Origin of the sequence: Pseudomonas fluorescens, from assembly GCF_900215245.1 — a bacterium.
Taxonomy (GTDB): domain Bacteria; phylum Pseudomonadota; class Gammaproteobacteria; order Pseudomonadales; family Pseudomonadaceae; genus Aquipseudomonas; species Aquipseudomonas fluorescens.
Map to the genome: position 1 here is coordinate 465737 of NZ_LT907842.1, position 17721 is coordinate 483457.

Annotated in this window: 11 protein-coding genes and 1 other RNA gene; 5 read left to right on the forward strand and 7 right to left on the reverse strand. The window is 60.7% G+C overall.

What is annotated here, in order from left to right; translation table 11 throughout:
• Window positions 1–279 precede the first annotated feature (279 nt).
• The gene (locus CPH89_RS02155; RefSeq protein WP_053257448.1) at window positions 280–870 is read left to right on the forward strand and encodes an HI_0983 family protein; all 591 of its coding nucleotides are present in this window, start codon (window positions 280–282) and stop codon (window positions 868–870) included.
• A gap of 106 nt (window positions 871–976) precedes the next feature.
• Here CPH89_RS02155 and ffs read toward each other — a convergent pair.
• From ffs to CPH89_RS02185, 6 genes are all read right to left on the reverse strand, one after another.
• Window positions 977–1073, reverse strand: an RNA gene (gene ffs, locus CPH89_RS02160) — signal recognition particle sRNA small type.
• A 232-nt stretch (window positions 1074–1305) separates the two neighbouring features.
• Complete coding sequence (locus CPH89_RS02165) at window positions 1306–2472, reverse strand: zinc-binding metallopeptidase family protein (RefSeq protein WP_053257449.1); 1167 nt, start codon at window positions 2470–2472, stop codon at window positions 1306–1308.
• Window positions 2473–2537: 65 nt separating this feature from the next.
• Window positions 2538–4904: an NAD-dependent DNA ligase LigA gene (gene ligA, locus CPH89_RS02170; RefSeq protein WP_053257450.1), complete on the reverse strand. Its 2367-nt coding sequence runs from the start codon at window positions 4902–4904 to the stop codon at window positions 2538–2540.
• Between the two features lie 87 nt (window positions 4905–4991).
• Window positions 4992–5855 carry a cell division protein ZipA gene (zipA, locus tag CPH89_RS02175; RefSeq protein WP_053257451.1) on the reverse strand — a complete coding sequence of 288 codons (864 nt, stop codon included), beginning with the start codon at window positions 5853–5855 and terminating at the stop codon, window positions 4992–4994.
• Between the two features lie 259 nt (window positions 5856–6114).
• Complete coding sequence (gene smc / locus CPH89_RS02180; protein ID WP_053257452.1) at window positions 6115–9603, reverse strand: chromosome segregation protein SMC; 3489 nt, start codon at window positions 9601–9603, stop codon at window positions 6115–6117.
• A gap of 2 nt (window positions 9604–9605) precedes the next feature.
• Window positions 9606–10265, reverse strand: coding sequence for a GntR family transcriptional regulator (locus CPH89_RS02185; RefSeq protein ID WP_053257453.1), 660 nt, complete (start codon window positions 10263–10265; stop codon window positions 9606–9608).
• 280 nt (window positions 10266–10545) lie between these two features.
• Between CPH89_RS02185 and xdhA the strand changes: the two genes are divergently transcribed.
• From xdhA to guaD, 4 genes are all read left to right on the forward strand, one after another.
• Complete coding sequence (gene xdhA, locus CPH89_RS02190; protein ID WP_053257454.1) at window positions 10546–11994, forward strand: xanthine dehydrogenase small subunit; 1449 nt, start codon at window positions 10546–10548, stop codon at window positions 11992–11994.
• Window positions 11987–14386, forward strand: a complete 2400-nt coding sequence (gene xdhB, locus CPH89_RS02195; RefSeq protein WP_053257455.1) for a xanthine dehydrogenase molybdopterin binding subunit — start codon at window positions 11987–11989, stop codon at window positions 14384–14386. Before xdhA ends, xdhB begins: the two co-directional genes overlap by 8 nt.
• A 118-nt stretch (window positions 14387–14504) precedes the next feature.
• A complete protein-coding gene (gene xdhC, locus CPH89_RS02200; protein WP_053257456.1) occupies window positions 14505–15347 on the forward strand; it encodes a xanthine dehydrogenase accessory protein XdhC in 843 nt (280 codons plus the stop codon).
• Window positions 15348–15354: 7 nt separating this feature from the next.
• Complete coding sequence (gene guaD / locus CPH89_RS02205) at window positions 15355–16659, forward strand: guanine deaminase (RefSeq protein ID WP_053257457.1); 1305 nt, start codon at window positions 15355–15357, stop codon at window positions 16657–16659.
• A 168-nt stretch (window positions 16660–16827) separates the two neighbouring features.
• On the opposite strand, the gene CPH89_RS02210 is transcribed toward guaD, so the two are convergent.
• A complete protein-coding gene (locus tag CPH89_RS02210) occupies window positions 16828–17592 on the reverse strand; it encodes a GntR family transcriptional regulator (protein WP_017134778.1) in 765 nt (254 codons plus the stop codon).
• Window positions 17593–17721: the final 129 nt, after the last annotated feature.

The window sequence follows — 17721 nt, forward strand, 5'->3', positions numbered from 1 at the left end:
AAAGGAGTGCCATCACTTCTTCACTACTCCAGCACGGGGTCGCTTGCATGATTGAAGCTAGCAGGCGGCCTGGCGTTGTCCAGCCGCGAGATAAACAGTGGTGAAAAACTCAAGGTTGTTCACAACCCAACAGCTTTGCCACCCTTTCGCCTCAGGGTAACCAGGTATTTTTCGAGAGGTGTTACCTCGCACACGCTTCATTAAATAAGCGCATTCAGCCACCTATTGAACTACTGTTTCTTGCGCAAGCTGCCCCCTTTCAAATATTCAAGGATTGAAATGAAAGCCTCCCTGCTCATCCTGTCGGTGCTGGTTCTGCTATCCGGCTGCGCCTTCACGTCGAGACCTGCCAACCCGGCCCTGTCGCGCCCTTCGGTTGCTGAAACCAACTCGCTCATATTCGCGGGCAAAACGTTTGTCCTGAAATACCAGACTGACGGCCAGATTCCACTCAAGGAATACTTCCTGCCGGAGGAAAGCGTTGATGCCTGGAGTGACATGGCGGATTTTCGCGTCGCGCCGCCACTCCTGAACGATCTGGAGCCGGTAGACCTCGCCAACCGCGCCGCCCTGCTTCATCAACAAGATTACCCACAGATGACGGTGCAACTGAATACGGATGAAAAAACCGGGGTCACGACCCTGATGCTGTTTTACCCTTCCTCCCTGCGCAAGGACGGGCGATTCTCCGAATTCAGCATCTTCAAGTTCTACAAGGACAGCGCCACGGGGCAGAACATCACCTTTCACTTCGCCCGCAACATACCGGTAGCGACGCCTGAAGCAGAGCGCGACCTGGAAAAAAACCTGCGGAAGTTGCAGCAGGAAGTGCTGCCGGCGATGGCCAGGTTCCCGCTTTACCGGCCGTAATGCTGTCGAGCGCGCAGCAGAAATCGATTCGCAGGCAGTGATTGCCGGCAAAACATCTATAAAATTGGAATTTTTTTGAGCGTCAGGAAGAGCGTTATGGAGGCAACCCCACCAGCCACACCCCGGCACACAATGTTCCCGCTGTGGCTGCTGCCTTCCGGCTCTGACCAGGTTCACGGGTAATCGTTGCGGGGGGACCGATGGGGTCACCATAACGACGCTGGCCTCTCGGCAAGCCGCGCCATTGTACCGATCTCATCGGAAGTTACAACCGTTGATGCCGGATTAAAATATGAAGGGGCTCAAGCACTTGCCATAACCTTCAGCGTCACCCCATCACCTGCGGGAGGAGGCTGGCTCCCGGAAGCAGTCTGCCGGCCAGTCAGGCCAGTGCCTGATCCACGCCGTCAGCAGTCAGCCCCTCGCACATTTTGATCATTGCGCCTTCAGCACCTCATCGGCCCTACCGCCCTCTTCCTGGATCACCAGGTGAATGAAGTGCAGCTTGGCGATCACAGCCGGCGGCAATACAAACGGATAAAAGTCCGGCTGGCCCATGCTGCGCGACAGTTCGTTGAGCATGCCGGCCAGTTCGATCCAGGCGTTGACGAACGACAGGAAGGCCGGGCCGCCAGGGTGGTCGGGGTCGTAGAGCGTGGTGAGCGGGAACGGTTGATAATCGAGGTCCATCTCGCGGGCGCTCATGCCAAAGCCCAGCGCGGTGTCGACGGCGTCCATCATGTGCAGGTAATGGGCCCAGGTCTCGGCCCAGTCTTCCCAAGGGTGCATGGTGGCGTAGGCACTCACGCAGGTCTGCTGCCAGTCGGGACGCGGGCCGTTCTGGTAATGCTGGTCGAGTGCCTCGGCATAACTGGCGCGCTCGTCGCCGAACAGGCTGCGAAACGCTGCAAGCCAGTGGCTGTTGGCGATCAGTCGATCCCAGTAGTAATGACCGACTTCATGGCGAAAATGGCCGAGCAAGGTGCGGTACGGTTCACGCATCTGCACGCGGATTTTTTCGCGGTGGGCGTCGTCGGCCTCCTTGATGTCGAGGGTGATCAGACCGTTGGCATGGCCGGTGGTGGGCGCGTTGCCTTCCAGGTCAATGCCGACGAAGTCGAAGGCCAGGCCGGTGTCTTCGTCAACGCTTTTTGGCACCACTTGCAGGCCCAGGCTGATCAGTTGCGCCACCAGTCGGCGCTTGGCGGTTTCCACCTTGCGCCAGCGTTCGGGGTTTTCCGGTACGGACAGGTCAGGAATGGTGCGGTTCAGACTGCACGCCACACACAGCGGTGCAGTGCTATGGGCCGCAATCAGCCAGTTGCAGGCGGCCGCAGTGTCGAGGTTGGCGCAGCGACGGAAGGCACCGGCGTCGAGGTTATCGTCCTGCAGCCAGGTGTCGGCGACGGGCCCGGGCTGTAGAGACGACAACCGACTCTGTTGCGGTTGGTAGCCCAGCAACGCTTGACAGGCCAGGCACTGGCTGTTGCGAAAGAACAACGCCTGGCCGCAGCGGCATTGCCACACCTTGCTGTTGCGCGAGGATCCGGCCATGAACGGTGCGGCGATGCGCGAACTGAGTTGCTCGAAGTAGCGGAACATGGCGATCTCTCCCTGGGTGCTTGCCAATACTAGAGCATCGCCAGGCAGAGATCGTTCAGTCCGAATCAGACCGTTATGTTGTGCTTGGCCAGGAACGCGACAAACGCCTCCTCATCCAGCACTTTCAGGCCCAGTTCGCTGGCCTTGGCCAGTTTCGAACCGGCGCCCGGCCCAGCCACCACGCAGTGCGTTTTCGCCGACACTGAACCGGCCACCTTGGCGCCGAGGCTTTCGAGCTTGTCCTTGGCCACATCGCGGCTCATCAGCTCCAGGGAGCCGGTGAGCACCCAGGTATGCCCCGCCTCCGGCAACCCTTCGACCACCTTCTTCTCGCTCTGCCAATGCATGCCAAAGTCCTTGAGCTGCTGCTCGATGGCCAGGGCGTGCTCAGCATTGGCGGGGTTATCGAAAAACTCGCGCACAGCCTTGGCCTGTTTCTCCGGCAGCGCCTGGCGCATATCCAGCCAGTCGGCCTTGATCACACCTTCCAGGGAGCCGAACTTGTCCGCGAGTTTCTGGGCGGCACCGGGGCCAACGCTGGGTACGTGCAACTTGTCGAGCAAGCCGCCCAGGGTGGTGCTGGCGGCGAACTCGGCGCTCAGGTCGCCCTGATCTTGCAATTGCAGCGCGCATTCGTCCGGTGACAACAGGGCGCCGATCACGTCCTGGTTATGGCGGTCTTCGAAGAAGCTGTGAATCTCGTGCGCCACTTCCAGGCCTACGTCCGGCAAGTACGTCAGCACTTCCGGCAATGCCTTCTGCACCCGCTCCAGAGACGCCAGCGAGCGCGCCAGCACCTTGGCGGTCTCCTCGCCGACGTCCGGAATACCCAGCGCATAGATAAAGCGCGCCAGGGTCGGGGTCTTGCTGTTTTCGATGGCAGTGATCAGCTTCTTGCTGGAAATATCGGCAAAGCCTTCCAGGTCGATGATCTGCTCGTACTTGAGCGTGTAGAGATCAGCCGGCGAACCGATGAGCTTTTCATCCACCAGTTGCTCGATGGTCTTGTCGCCCAGGCCGTCGATGTCCATGGCGCGGCGCGAAACGAAATGGATAATCGCCTGCTTGAGCTGCGCACCACAGGCCAGGCGCCCGACGCAGCGGTACACCGCGCCTTCGCTGACGGTTTCCTTGCCCTTGCTGCGCTTGACCAATTGCGTGCGCTCCACGTGGGAACCGCACACCGGGCAGCTCTCGGGAATCTGCACCGCGCGGGCGTGTTCCGGGCGCCGCTCGGGCACCACGGAAACGACTTGCGGGATCACATCACCGGCACGGCGGATGATCACGGTATCGCCGATCATCAGGCCCAGGCGCGCGACTTCGTCCATGTTGTGCAAGGTGGCGTTGGACACGGTCACACCGGCAACCTTGACCGGCTTCAACCGCGCCACAGGTGTCACGGCGCCGGTGCGGCCGACCTGGAACTCCACGTCGAGCAACTCGGTAAGCTCTTCCATGGCCGGGAATTTGTGCGCGATCGCCCAACGCGGCTCGCGGGCACGGAAGCCCAGTTCACGCTGCGAGGCGATACTGTTGACCTTGAACACCACGCCGTCGATTTCATAACCCAGGCTGTTACGCCGCTCGCCGATATCGCGGTAGTAGTCCAGGCATTCCTGGATGCCTTTGGCCAACTTCAACTCGTGGCTGATCGGCATGCCCCACTTCTGCAACTGCTTCAAGTTGCCGATATGGGTGTCGCTGATATCTGCGGTCACTTGGCCAATGCCATAGCAGCAAAACTCCAGCGGGCGACTGGCGGTAATCTTCGAATCCAACTGGCGCAGGCTCCCGGCTGCGGCATTACGCGGGTTGGCGAAAGTCTTGCCACCGACTTCCAGCTGCGAGGCGTTCAGCCGCTCGAAACCGGCTTTGGACATGAACACTTCACCGCGCACTTCCAGGGTGGCGGGCCAGCCCGTGCCCTGTAGCTTCAGCGGGATATTGCGCACGGTGCGCACGTTGATGCTGATGTCTTCGCCCGTGGTGCCATCACCCCGGGTAGCACCGCGCACCAGTTCACCTTCTTGATACAACAGGCTGACCGCCAGGCCATCCAGCTTGGGTTCGCAGCTGTACTCCACCGCCGCGCCACCGCCAAACAGATCGCCCACCGGCAGGTCGAGGCCTTCGGTGACCCGGCGATCAAACTCGAGCATGGTGGTTTCATCAAAGGCGTTGCCCAGGCTGAGCATCGGAATCTCGTGGCGTACCTGGGTGAACGCCGACAACGCCGCACTGCCGACCCGCTGCGTCGGTGAGTCGCGCGTTACCAGGTCCGGGTGCTCGGCCTCAAGGGCCTTGAGCTCATGGAACAACCGGTCGTACTCGGCGTCCGGAATGCTCGGCTCGTCGAGGACGTGGTAACGGTAATTGTGCTGATCCAGTTCAGCGCGCAGTTCGAGAATGCGGGTGTGGGCGGCGGTCATGGGTGTTCTCTCATAAAGCAAAAGAGCAGCCGAAGCTGCTCAATATGTTAGTGCACGGATTCTACAGACAACGCTTAAGATCGAACCTCAGCGTTTCTGTGTCAGGGCGCGACGCTCGAACTCGACGATACGCTGACGGTAGTGTTCGATGGTTTGGGCGGTGAGGACGCTGCGTTGGTCGTCCTTGAGCTCGCCGTTGAGTTCCTGGGACAGTTTGCGGGCGGCGGCCACCATCACGTCGAACGCTTGTTTCGGGTGACGCGGGCCTGGCAAACCGAGGAAGAAACTCACCGCCGGGGTGCTGAACAGGTCGATATCGTCCAGGTCGAAGGTGCCCGGCTTGACCGCGTTAGCCATCGAGAACAACACTTCGCCGTTACCGGCCATGCTTTCATGACGGTGGAAAATATCCATCTCGCCAAAGCGCAGGCCGCTTTCGAGGATGTTCTGCAACAGCGCCGGGCCTTTGAAGCCGGCGGCGTCGCGGCAGATCACGCTGATCACCAGGACTTCTTCGGCGGCCGGCTGATCGTTTACCGATTGGCGTGGCGCGCTTTTGGTTGGGGTCTCGTCAGGGAAATCGTCATCGCGGCTGCTGAAGCTCGGGCCTTCATCGACGTCGAGGTTCAGGTCGCCCTGATGCGGCTCGGCCACCGGCGCAGTGCCGCGCTTGCCACGCTTGGAGGACGGCTCACGGGCTTCACGCATTGGCGCGCTCATCGATGGCAAGTCGTGTTCGTCCAGCTGCGGCTCTTTATGGGTGTCCAGCACACGGGGCGGCCCCAGCAGCTCGGCGCTGCCGTCGTCGTCGGGCAAGTTGGACAGGTTACGGTCCAGACGGAATTTGAGCTTGCCCTTGCCACCGCGCATACGGCGCCAGCCATCAAAAAGAATACCGGCAATGACAATAATGCCGATGACGATCAGCCACTCGCGCAGACCGATTTCCATGTAATCCCGTGCCTCTAATAAAAAATGCTGAAAAATAAGGGGTTTAGCACCGTGCAAACCGCTTTAAAACGTGGCGCCAACTCTATGTTCTGACTGACGTTTTGCCCACGTATACGAAAAATTGACATTAAACTAGCACGACCCAAGATAACTTTACACCGTCTGTCAAAATGCCTTGAACAAATATGTCCATTTGCCACTTCTACCAGCGCGGTTCATCACCGGTTACGGGCCAAAAAATCGGCTCTGTCAGCGTGGCTCAGGACTCCACCATCGCCATCGCTTCCTCGACATCCACCGCCACCAATCGCGAGCAACCCGGTTCGTGCATCGTTACCCCCATCAATTGATCCGCCATTTCCATGGCGATCTTGTTGTGGGTGATATAGATGAACTGCACGGTCTGGGACATCTCTTTCACCAATCGAGCGTAGCGTCCAACGTTAGCGTCATCCAGCGGGGCGTCAACTTCGTCGAGCATGCAAAACGGCGCCGGGTTCAACTTGAAGATGGCAAATACCAGGGCCAATGCGGTCAGGGCCTTTTCGCCACCGGACAACAAATGGATGGTGCTGTTCTTCTTGCCCGGAGGCCGCGCCATGATCGTTACCCCTGTATCGAGTAGATCTTCGCCCGTCAGTTCCAAGTAGGCGCTGCCGCCACCGAAAACTTTCGGGAATAACGCCTGTAAACCGCTATTAATCTGATCAAAGGTATCTTTGAAGCGGTTACGGGTTTCCTTGTCGATCTTGCGAATCACGTTTTCCAGGGTGTCGAGGGCCTCCACCAGATCGGCGTCCTGGGCATCCAGATAACGCTTACGCTCGGACTGCTGCTGGTACTCGTCGATGGCCGCAAGGTTGATCGCACCGAGCCTTTGAATACGCGCAGCAATCCGCTCAAGTTCTTCTTCGGCGTCTTTTTCGTTGGCCTGGGCGGTCAAGGTATCGAGCACGCCGTGCAAGTCGTAGCCGTCTTCCACCAACTGGTCTTGCAGGGTTTTGCGGCGCACGGTCAGGGCTTGCCATTCCATGCGTTGCTGTTCGAGCTGACCACGGATCAGCTGGGATTGCTGCTCTGCCTGGGTCCGCCGTTTTTCGGCGTCACGCAGTTCGCGGTCGGCGTCCTCCAGGGCGATCTGCGCAGTCTTGAGTTCTTCGTCGACAGTCATGCGCTTGTCGAGCAATTCTTCGAGCTTGAGCCGCAACTCTTCCAGCGGCGCTTCGCCCTCCTCCAGGTTGAGGCTCAGTTGCTCGCGCTTTTCGGTGAGACGTTCGGATTGCATCTCCAGGCGCTCAAGGGCCTGGCGCGTGGAATCGTGCTGGGCGCGCAAAGAGCCGAGGCGCACCGCCAATTGGTGGGCGTGGTCTTTGTGCTGACGGGCTTCCTGGCGCACGCGGTCGAGGCGCTCGCGCAGGCTGTCACGCTGGGCCATCAGCAGTTCGCGCTGCTCGGTATCGAGGGCCATGCTGTCGAGGGCTTCTTGCAATTGCAGGCGCGCCTCACCGATTTGTTCGTGTTCCAGGGCGCGCTGCTCGCCCATCTCGGCCACTTCGTCGTCGAGACGCGTGCGGCGCAGTGTCAGTTGCTCGGCCTTGGCCTTGCTCGCCGACAACTGGGCTTTCAATTCACCTTGCTGGCGCGCTTCATCCTGCAACAGGCGGCGCAGGTGTTCGCGACCGGTCTCTTGCTGGCGCTGGGTGGCGCGCAGGGTTTGCAGTTCGGTTTCGAGGCGCTCGAGGGTGGCTTCGCGCTCCTCGCGCTCGGCGGTCAGGTTGACGATTTCCTGGCCACGGGCCAATACGCCGCTTTCCGCTTCGCTGGCACGGCGCACCCGCAGGAAGTGCCGGCCAACCCAGTAGCCGTCACGGCTGATCAGGCTTTCACCGGCGCCCAGTTGACCGCGTTGGGCCAGGGCCTGCTCCAGGGACTCCACCGGTTTGACCTGGCCCAGCCAGGGCGACAGATCAATCGCCGCCTCGACCTTGTCCAGCAAACTACCCGGCACGCGGGTGCCATCGGCCGCCGGGCTGAGTAAACGCAGATCACCCTGGGCAAAACCGGCCAGGTCGAAGCCGCCAAAATCATCCACCAGCACGGCTTGCAGGTCGGCGCCGAGCACGGTTTCCACTGCCAGCTCCCAACCAGCCTCGACCTTCAAGCCTTCGGCCAGGCGCGGGCGCTCGGCCAGATGCTGGTCGCGCAGCCATTCGGCGGTGCCGGTGCCCGGGTCCAGTGCGGCTTGCTGCAAGGCTTCAAGTGACGCCAGCCGACCGTTGAGCCGCTGCAAATCGCCCTGGGCCTGCTGCTGCGCCTGGGTCGCCTGTTGCAACTGCTGACGCAATTGCTCCAGGCGCTCCACTTGTTGTTCTTCGCTGGCTTCCAGCTCTTCGAGCGTCATTTCGCTCTCGGCCAGTTGCTCGCTGAGTTCCATGATCGCCGCATCTTCCGGGTCGGCGGCAAGCAACACACGCTCTTCCTGCAGACGACGCTGGCGCTCGGCCAGGCGCTCCATACTGGTTTCCAGCTGCTGGATACGCGACTGCTGCACCTCAGCCTGACGGCGCGGCTCGGCGGATCGCAGGTTGAAAGCGTCCCACTGTTCCTGCCAGCCGTGCATGGTGGTTTCGGAGTCTTCCAGCGCAGCGGCCGCTTCTTCGGCGGCGGCGCTGGTGATTTCCTGCTCGGGGGTGAGCATGTCGAGCTCTTCGCCGAGGGTCAGCAACAAAGTGCGGTCATGGCCCAGGTGCGATTCGGTTTCCAGGCGCGCGCGTTCGGCTTCTTTCAAATCATCCTGCAACTGGCGCAGACGCTGCTGGCCGTGCTGGATGCTCTGCTCGACCCGGGCAATATCACCGCCCACCGAGTAGAAACGGCCCTGCACCAGATTGAAGCGCTCGGACAGGTCATGGTGCCCATCACGCAAACGCTCAATGCTGGCGTCGGCATTACGCTGCTCGGCCACCAGTGCTTCAAAGCTGATTTCCTGGGTGCCGATGATCGCTTCGCGCTGGCCGACCTGATCATTCAGCGCCTGCCAACGCAGGGCCGACAGTTGCGCCTTGAGCTGACGCTCCTCGCCTTTGTATTCCTGATACTTCTCGGCGGCCTGGGCCTGGCGGTGCAGGCGCTCCAACTGGCGCTCCAACTCTTCGCGCAGGTCGGTCAGGCGGGCAAGGTTTTCATGGGTGCGGCGAATACGGTTTTCAGTCTCGCGGCGGCGCTCCTTGTACTTGGAGATACCAGCCGCTTCTTCGATAAAGTTGCGCAGGTCTTCGGGCTTGGCTTCGATCAGCTTGGAGATCATGCCCTGCTCGATGATCGAGTAGCTGCGCGGGCCCAGGCCTGTGCCGAGGAAGATATCGGTGATGTCACGGCGCCGGCACTTGGTGCCGTTGAGGAAATAACTGTTCTGGCTGTCGCGCGTTACTTTACGGCGGATGGAGATCTCCGCGTAGGCCGCGTATTCACCGACCAGGGTGCCGTCGGAGTTGTCGAATACCAGTTCGATGCTGGCCTGGCTGACGGGCTTGCGGCTGGTGGAGCCGTTGAAGATGACGTCGGTCATCGACTCGCCACGCAGGTTTTTTGCCGAACTCTCGCCCATCACCCAGCGCACGGCGTCGATGATGTTCGACTTGCCGCAGCCATTGGGCCCGACCACCGCCGCCATGTTACTGGGGAAGTTCACCGTGGTCGGGTCGACGAAGGATTTGAACCCCGCCAGTTTGATGCACTTGAGCCGCACGCTTAGGCGTCCGCCAACGCAGCGATCACCAGCGAGGAACTGCGCTGGCCATAGGCCGACAGCACTTGGCGGATCTGTGCCAGGTCACGGGCCAGCACGGCGGCGAGCAGTTGCTCGAACAACGCCAGGTACTCGCTCATGGACGCCTTGCGTTGATCCAGCGCCAGGTAATACGCGCGGTTCATCGCCGGCTGCAGGTTCTCGACGGTTTCCTGCAAATACGGATTGTTGGCGAAGGGGTACGCCGCGCGCATCACGTTGAAGCTTTCTTCGACAAAGGCACGGATGTCCTCGCGCTCGAAGCTGGTTACCAGCCGCTGCTGGATCTGCAGGAACGGCGCCATGTCGGCCTGAGTCTGCCAGCCATCCGCCACGGCATTGCCGAGCAGGATGTACAACTCGCTCATCAACGTACACAGGCTCTGCACCTTGTGCGCGGTGAGCTCGGTGACGTGGGCGCCACGGCGCGGCAGGATCGCGATCAGGTGGCGGCGTTCAAGGATCAATAAGGCTTCACGCACGGAACCACGGCTGACATTGAGTGCCAGCGTGACTTTCTGTTCCTGGATCCGCTCCCCAGGCTTGAGATCGCCGCGAATGATACGTTCGGCGAGGTGGTGAGCGATTTGCTCGGCGAGACTGTCCGGCGCCTTGAACGTCATGTTTTTCCTTCAAAATCGTCTATCGGTACAAGCGCGGCAGTGTAGCGCATTGGCTAGCTGATGGCGCTACGCCCACGGTGGCGAATTTGGCATGAAATAAGCAGCGATGAATAGCCAGAAGCCGCCAAAAACACCGGTTCCAGAAGACTGGACCATAATTGAAAGTGTTGTGATCGCATCTTCTTGACCCGAAGGTCAGAAAACCATTGACCGAAAAGTCAGATATGACTAGATTCGGCGCAAAGCGGTTAACAACAATAATGAGTCTGTGAGGCCTTCCGTGATCCAGTTTTTACTTAACCAGGAACTCCGTAGCGAGCACGCCCTGGACCCCAACCTGACCGTGCTCAACTATTTGCGCGAGCATGTGGGCAAATCCGGTACCAAGGAAGGCTGCGCCAGCGGCGATTGCGGTGCGTGCACCGTAGTGGTCGGCGAGCTGCATACCAATGAGCACGGCGCAGAGCAGATTCGTTATCGCAGCCTCAATTCGTGCCTGACCTTCGTATCGGCGTTGCACGGCAAACAACTGATCAGCGTCGAAGACCTCAAGCATCAAGGCCAGTTGCACAGCGTGCAGCAAGCCATGGTTGAGTGCCACGGCTCGCAATGCGGCTTTTGCACGCCGGGTTTCGTGATGTCGTTGTTTGCCCTGCAAAAGAACAGCGATGCCGCCGACAGCCAAAAAGCCCATGAAGCGCTGGCCGGCAACCTCTGCCGTTGCACCGGCTACCGCCCGATTCTGGCCGCCGCCGAACAGGCCTGCTGTAATAAACCGCAGGACCAGTTCGACAGCCGCCAAACCGAAACCATCGCCCGCCTTAAAGCCATCGCACCGACCCAGACCGGCGAGCTCAACAGCGGCGACAAACGCTGCCTGGTGCCGCTCACTGTCGCCGACCTGGCCGACCTCTACGACGCCTACCCACAAGCCCGGCTGTTGGCCGGCGGCACCGACCTGGCGCTGGAAGTCACCCAGTTCCATCGCACGCTGCCGGTGATGATCTACGTCGGCAATATCGAAGAGATGAAGCGCATCGAGTCGTTCGACGACCGCCTGGAAATCGGCGCGGCCACTGCGCTGTCCGATTGCTACAGCGCGCTGCATCACGCGTACCCGGACTTTGGCGATCTGCTGCACCGCTTCGCCTCTCTGCAAATCCGCAACCAGGGCACCCTCGGCGGCAATATCGGCAACGCCTCGCCGATTGGTGATTCGCCGCCGCTGCTGATCGCCCTCGGTGCGCAGATCGTGCTGTGCAAAGGCAACACCCGCCGCACCCTGGCGCTGGAAGATTACTTCATCGACTACCGCGTCACCGCGCGCCAGGACAGCGAGTTCATCGAGAAAATCATTGTGCCCAAGGGCCATTCCCTGTTCCGTGCCTACAAGGTTTCCAAGCGCCTGGACGATGATATTTCCGCCGTGTGCGCCGCCTTCAACCTGAAGCTCGCAAACGGCGTGATCAGCGAAGCTCGCGTTGCCTTCGGTGGCATGGCCGCCACGCCCAAACGCGCGAAAAGCTGCGAAGCCGTATTGGTCGGCGCCACCTGGAACGCCGCCACCGTGGAGAAAGCCTGCGCCGCACTCGCCGAGGATTTCACCCCGCTGTCGGACTTCCGCGCCAGCAAGGAATACCGCCTGCTCAGCGCACAGAACCTGTTGCGTAAATACTTCATCGAACTGCAAACACCGCACATCGAGACTCGGGTGACCGCTTATGTCTAACCATCACGCCGTCGTTAAAACCCAGGCCGAACTCGCCGCGCTGTTTGCCCAGGACCTGACCTCCGGCGTCGGCCGCAGCGTCAAGCACGACAGCGCCGCCAAGCACGTCAGCGGTGAAGCGCAGTACATCGATGATCGCCTGGAATTCCCCAACCAGTTGCACCTGTACGCGCGTATGTCCGACCGCGCCCATGCCCGCATCATCCGCATCGACACTGCGCCTTGCTACGCCTTTGAGGGCGTGCGCATCGCCATCACCCACGAAGACGTGCCCGGCCTGAAAGACATCGGCCCGCTGATGCCCGGCGATCCGTTGCTGGCCATCGACACGGTGCAGTTCGTTGGCCAAGTGGTGCTGGCCGTCGCCGCCCGTGACCTGGACACCGCGCGCAAAGCCGCGATGGCAGCCGTGATCGAATACGAAGACCTGGAACCGGTGCTGGACGTGGTCGAAGCCTTTCGCAACAAGCACTTCGTGCTGGACAGCCACACCCACCAGCGCGGTGACGCGGCCGGCGCATTGGCCACGGCGAAAAACCGCATCCAGGGCACGCTGCATATCGGCGGCCAGGAACACTTCTATCTGGAAACCCAGATCTCGTCGGTGATGCCCACCGAAGACGGCGGCATGATCGTCTACTGCTCCACGCAAAACCCCACCGAAGTGCAAAAGCTGGTGGCCGAAGTGCTCGACGTTTCGATGAACAAAATCGTCGTGGATATGCGCCGCATGGGCGGTGGGTTTGGTGGCAAGGAAACCCAGGCAGCCAGCCCGGCGTGCCTGTGCGCGGTGGTCGCGCGCCTCACCGGCCAGCCGACCAAGATGCGCCTGCCGCGCGTCGAAGACATGCTGATGACCGGCAAGCGCCACCCGTTCTACATCGAATACGACGTAGGCTTCGACGACAGCGGTCGCCTGCACGGGATTAATCTGGAACTGGCAGGTAACTGTGGCTGTTCGCCGGACCTGTCGAACTCGATTGTCGACCGCGCGATGTTCCATGCCGACAACTCGTATTACCTGGGCGACGCCACGGTCAACGGCCATCGCTGCAAGACCAACACTGCCTCCAACACCGCCTATCGAGGCTTCGGTGGCCCGCAAGGCATGGTCGCCATCGAGGAAGTGATGGACGCCGTCGCCCGCCATCTGGCGCTTGATCCGCTGGCCGTGCGCAAGGCCAATTACTACGGCAAGACCGAGCGCAATGTCACCCACTACTACCAGACCGTCGAGCACAACATGCTCGAGGAAATGACTGCCGAGCTTGAGGCCAGCAGCCAATACGCCGAGCGCCGCGAAGCAATTCGCCTGTACAACGCCCACAGCCCGATCCTGAAAAAAGGCCTGGCGCTGACGCCGGTGAAATTCGGTATTTCCTTTACCGCCAGCTTCCTCAACCAGGCTGGCGCCTTGATCCATATCTACACCGACGGCAGCATCCACCTGAACCACGGCGGCACCGAGATGGGCCAGGGCTTGAACACCAAGGTCGCGCAGGTGGTGGCCGAAGTGTTCCAGGTCGACATTGACCGCGTACAAATCACCGCCACCAACACCGACAAGGTGCCGAACACCTCGCCGACCGCGGCCTCCAGTGGCGCCGACCTGAACGGCAAAGCCGCGCAGAACGCCGCCGAGACCATCAAGCAACGGCTGGTGGAATTTGCCGCGCGCAAGTACGACGTGAGCGAAGCGGACGTGGAATTCCATAACGGCCATGTGCGCGTGCGCGATCAGATCCTGACCTTTGAAAGCCTGATTCAACAGGCGTATTTCGCCCAGGTCTCGCTGTCGAGCACCGGCTTCTACAAGACGCCGAAAATCTTTTATGACCGCAGCCAGGCACGGGGCCGGCCGTTCTACTACTTCGCGTTCGGCGCGGCCTGCTGCGAAGTAATCGTCGACACCCTGACCGGCGAATACAAAATGCTGCGCACCGACATCCTCCACGATGTCGGCGCTTCGCTGAACCCGGCCATCGACATCGGCCAGGTGGAAGGCGGTTTTATCCAGGGCATGGGCTGGCTGACCATGGAAGAGCTGGTGTGGAACAACAAGGGCAAGTTGATGACCAATGGCCCGGCCAGCTACAAGATCCCGGCCGTCGCGGATATGCCACTGGACCTGCGCGTGAAGCTGGTGGAAAACCGCAAAAACCCGGAAGACACCGTGTTCCATTCCAAGGCGGTGGGCGAGCCGCCGTTCATGCTCGGGATTGCGTCGTGGTGTGCGATCAAGGATGCCGTGGCGAGCCTGGGTGACTATCGGTATCAGCCCAAGATTGATGCACCGGCCACGCCGGAGCGGGTGTTGTGGGGCTGTGAGCAGATGCGGCAGTTGCAGGCGGCGAAGGCTGTTGAGACTGACGCCGAGATGGCTTCGCTTTAGGACCGAGGTGCTGCCATCGCAGGCAAGCCAGCTCCCACATTTGACGGTGTTCACACTCAAAAAAGTGGGAGCGGGCTTGCCCGCGATAGCGGCCTCACAGACACCACAAGAGGTGACTATGAACAACTGGATCAGCGCCCTCGCCGACCTGCAGAACCAGGGTGAACCCTGCGTGCTGGTGACCATCATCGAAGAGCTCGGCTCCACGCCGCGCAATGCCGGCTCCAAAATGGTGATCAGCGCCGCGCAGACCTTCGACACCATCGGTGGCGGGCACCTGGAATACAAGGCGATGCAGATCGCCCGCGACATGCTCGTACGTGGCCAGCAAAACACCCATCTGGAGCGCTTCAGCCTCGGCGCCAGCCTGGGCCAGTGCTGCGGCGGCGTGACCGTGCTGCTGTTCGAGCCCATGGGCCAGGTGCAGGCACAGATTGCGGTGTTTGGCGCCGGCCATGTCGGCCGCGCCCTCGTGCCGCTGTTGGCGAGCCTGCCGTGCCGGGTGCGCTGGATCGACTCCCGTGACCAGGAGTTTCCAGAACACATCCCTCAGGGCGTGCGTAAAATCGTCAGCGAAGAGCCGGTCGACGAAATTGCCGACCTGCCGGCGGGCAGTTACTGCATCGTCATGACCCACAATCATGCGCTGGACCTGGAACTGACTGCGGCACTGCTCAAGCGCAATGATTTTGCGTACTTCGGCTTGATTGGCTCGAAGACCAAGCGGGTCAAGTTCGAACACCGCCTGCGTGATCGCGGCTTCGACACCGCCCAGTTGCAACGCATGCGCTGCCCCATGGGCCTCACCGAGGTGAAGGGAAAATTACCGGTGGAGATCGCCATCTCCATCGCCGGCGAAATCATCGCCACCTATAACGCGAATTTCGGCCAGCACACTGCGAGCGCCGAACCCATTGCCAAACTGCTGCCGGTATCACGCCGCAGCCAAGCTATCAGTTGAGATGACCATGCCTTTGACTCGCAAAGCCTACCGTGCCGCCATCCTGCACAGCATCGCCGACCCTGCTGAAGTAGGGATCGACGCCTCCTACGAGTATTTCGAGGACGGCCTGCTGGTCATCGATAACGGCCAGATCAGCGCCTTGGGCCACGCCAGCGATTTGCTGCCCACCCTGCCCGCCGACATCGACGTCACCCATTACCAGGATGCGCTGATTACGCCAGGCCTGATCGACACCCATATCCACTTGCCACAAACCGGCATGGTCGGCGCCTATGGTGAGCAGTTGCTCGACTGGCTGAATACCTACACCTTCCCGTGTGAAAGCCAGTTCGCCGACAAGTCCCATGCCGAAGAAGTCGCGGACATTTTCATCAAGGAACTGCTGCGCAACGGCACCACCACCGCGCTGGTGTTTGGCAGCGTGCACCCGCAGTCGGTCAATGCGTTTTTTGAGGCGGCCGAGAAGCTCGACCTGCGCATGATCGCCGGCAAGGTGATGATGGACCGCAACGCACCGGACTACCTGACCGACACCGCCGAATCCGGCTACCAGGAAAGCAAGGCGCTGATCGAGCGCTGGCACGGCAAGGGCCGTTTGCACTACGCGGTCACGCCACGTTTTGCGCCGACCAGCACCCCGGAGCAACTCGCGCTGGCCGGGCAACTGCTGGGCGAATACCCGGGCCTGTACATGCAGACTCACATCAGTGAGAACAAGCAGGAAGTCGAGTGGGTAAAAGCGCTGTTCCCGGAGCGCAATGGCTATCTGGATGTGTACGACCACTACAAACTGCTGGGCGAGCGCTCGGTGTTTGCCCACGGCGTACACCTGTGTGACGACGAGTGCGCGCGGCTCGCGGAAACGGGTTCGGCCGTGGCGTTCTGCCCGACCTCGAACTTCTTCCTCGGCAGTGGTTTGTTCAACCTGCCGATGGCCGAGAAGCACAAGCTGAATGTCGGCCTGGGTACGGACGTGGGCGGCGGTACCAGCTTCTCGCTGTTGCAAACGCTTAACGAAGCCTACAAGGTCATGCAGTTGCAGGGCGCGCGCTTGAGCCCGTTCAAGTCGCTGTACCTGGCCACATTGGGCGGTGCGCGGGCACTGCGCCTGGAAGACAAGATCGGCACCTTGCAGCCGGGTACGGACGCGGACTTTTTGGTACTGGATTACAACGCCACGCCACTGCTCAGCTACCGCTTGAAGCAGGCCAATACCATTGCCGAGACGTTGTTTGTGTTGATGACGCTGGGGGATGACCGGACGGTGTTGCAGACATATGCAGCGGGTCAGCTGGTGCACCAGCGCTAATTTCAGCGCCGCCATACACCAATGTGGGAGCGGGCTTGTGTGGGAGCTGGCTTGCCCGCGATGCAGTCACCGAGGTGTATCAGTTACACCGCGGTGATGCTATCGCAGGCAAGCCAGCTCCCACACAAGCCCGCTCCCACATTTTTAGTCCCAGGCGAACCTGGAAAATTACAATTTGACTGAAGAACGCCCCGGTTTCTTGGTCTGCAGCAGATGCGAGAACACTGCGTGCAAATCATCCGACGCGCTTTCCTCATCGAGGTTGAGCTTGCTGTCGATGTGATCCATGTGATGCATCATCAAATTCACCGCCAGCGTCGCGTCGCGTGCTTCGATCGCATCGATCAGCTGAGTGTGCTCATCGTAGGAACAGTGCGAGCGGTTGCCGCTTTCGTACTGGGCGATGATCAACGACGTCTGGGAAACCAGGCTGCGCTGGAAGCTGATCAGCGGCGCATTCTTCGCCGCTTCGGCCAGCTTGAGGTGGAACTCGCCGGAAAGGCGGATACCCGCACCACGATCACCGCGTGAAAAACTGTCGCGCTCGTCGTTGACCATCTGGCGCAACTCGGCCAGTTGCTCAGCCGTGGCGTGTTGCACCGCCAATTCAGTGATCGCCCGCTCGACCAGACGCCGGGCCAGGAACACCTGGCGCGCTTCTTCTACACTTGGGCTCGCCACTACCGCGCCACGATTGGGCCGCAGCAGCACCACGCCTTCATGGGCCAGGCGCGACAGCGCACGGCGAATGATGGTGCGGCTGACGCCGAAGATTTCGCCCAGTGCCTCTTCACTCAATTTGGTTCCGGGCGCCAGGCGTTGTTCGAGGATCGCCTCGAAGATATGCGCGTAGACGATATCGTCCTGGGTTCCGCTGCGCCCGGCCTTGCCGGCTCGCGGTTGTTTCTTGAGAGGTTGCAACTGTTCGTTCATGGGCACTCGGGTAGGGAGAACGGCGGCGAATTAACGGTAATACGGCAACAGCGTGTCGCTGGCAAGTATCACCTAAAAACAGGGCACATTGTACACAACCGAGTGCGCCAACACACTGTACGGCTGTTT

Excerpts from the sequence above, each read along its gene's own strand:
- CPH89_RS02155 (WP_053257448.1), top strand. The coding sequence starts at position 280 with ATGAAAGCCTCCCTGCTCATCCTGTCGGTGCTGGTTCTGCTATCCGGC.
- CPH89_RS02165 (WP_053257449.1), bottom strand. The coding sequence starts at position 2,472 with ATGTTCCGCTACTTCGAGCAACTCAGTTCGCGCATCGCCGCACCGTTC.
- ligA (WP_053257450.1), bottom strand. The coding sequence starts at position 4,904 with ATGACCGCCGCCCACACCCGCATTCTCGAACTGCGCGCTGAACTGGAT.
- zipA (WP_053257451.1), bottom strand. The coding sequence starts at position 5,855 with ATGGAAATCGGTCTGCGCGAGTGGCTGATCGTCATCGGCATTATTGTC.
- CPH89_RS02185 (WP_053257453.1), bottom strand. The coding sequence starts at position 10,265 with ATGACGTTCAAGGCGCCGGACAGTCTCGCCGAGCAAATCGCTCACCAC.
- xdhB (WP_053257455.1), top strand. The coding sequence starts at position 11,987 with ATGTCTAACCATCACGCCGTCGTTAAAACCCAGGCCGAACTCGCCGCG.
- xdhC (WP_053257456.1), top strand. The coding sequence starts at position 14,505 with ATGAACAACTGGATCAGCGCCCTCGCCGACCTGCAGAACCAGGGTGAA.
- guaD (WP_053257457.1), top strand. The coding sequence starts at position 15,355 with ATGCCTTTGACTCGCAAAGCCTACCGTGCCGCCATCCTGCACAGCATC.
- CPH89_RS02210 (WP_017134778.1), bottom strand. The coding sequence starts at position 17,592 with ATGAACGAACAGTTGCAACCTCTCAAGAAACAACCGCGAGCCGGCAAG.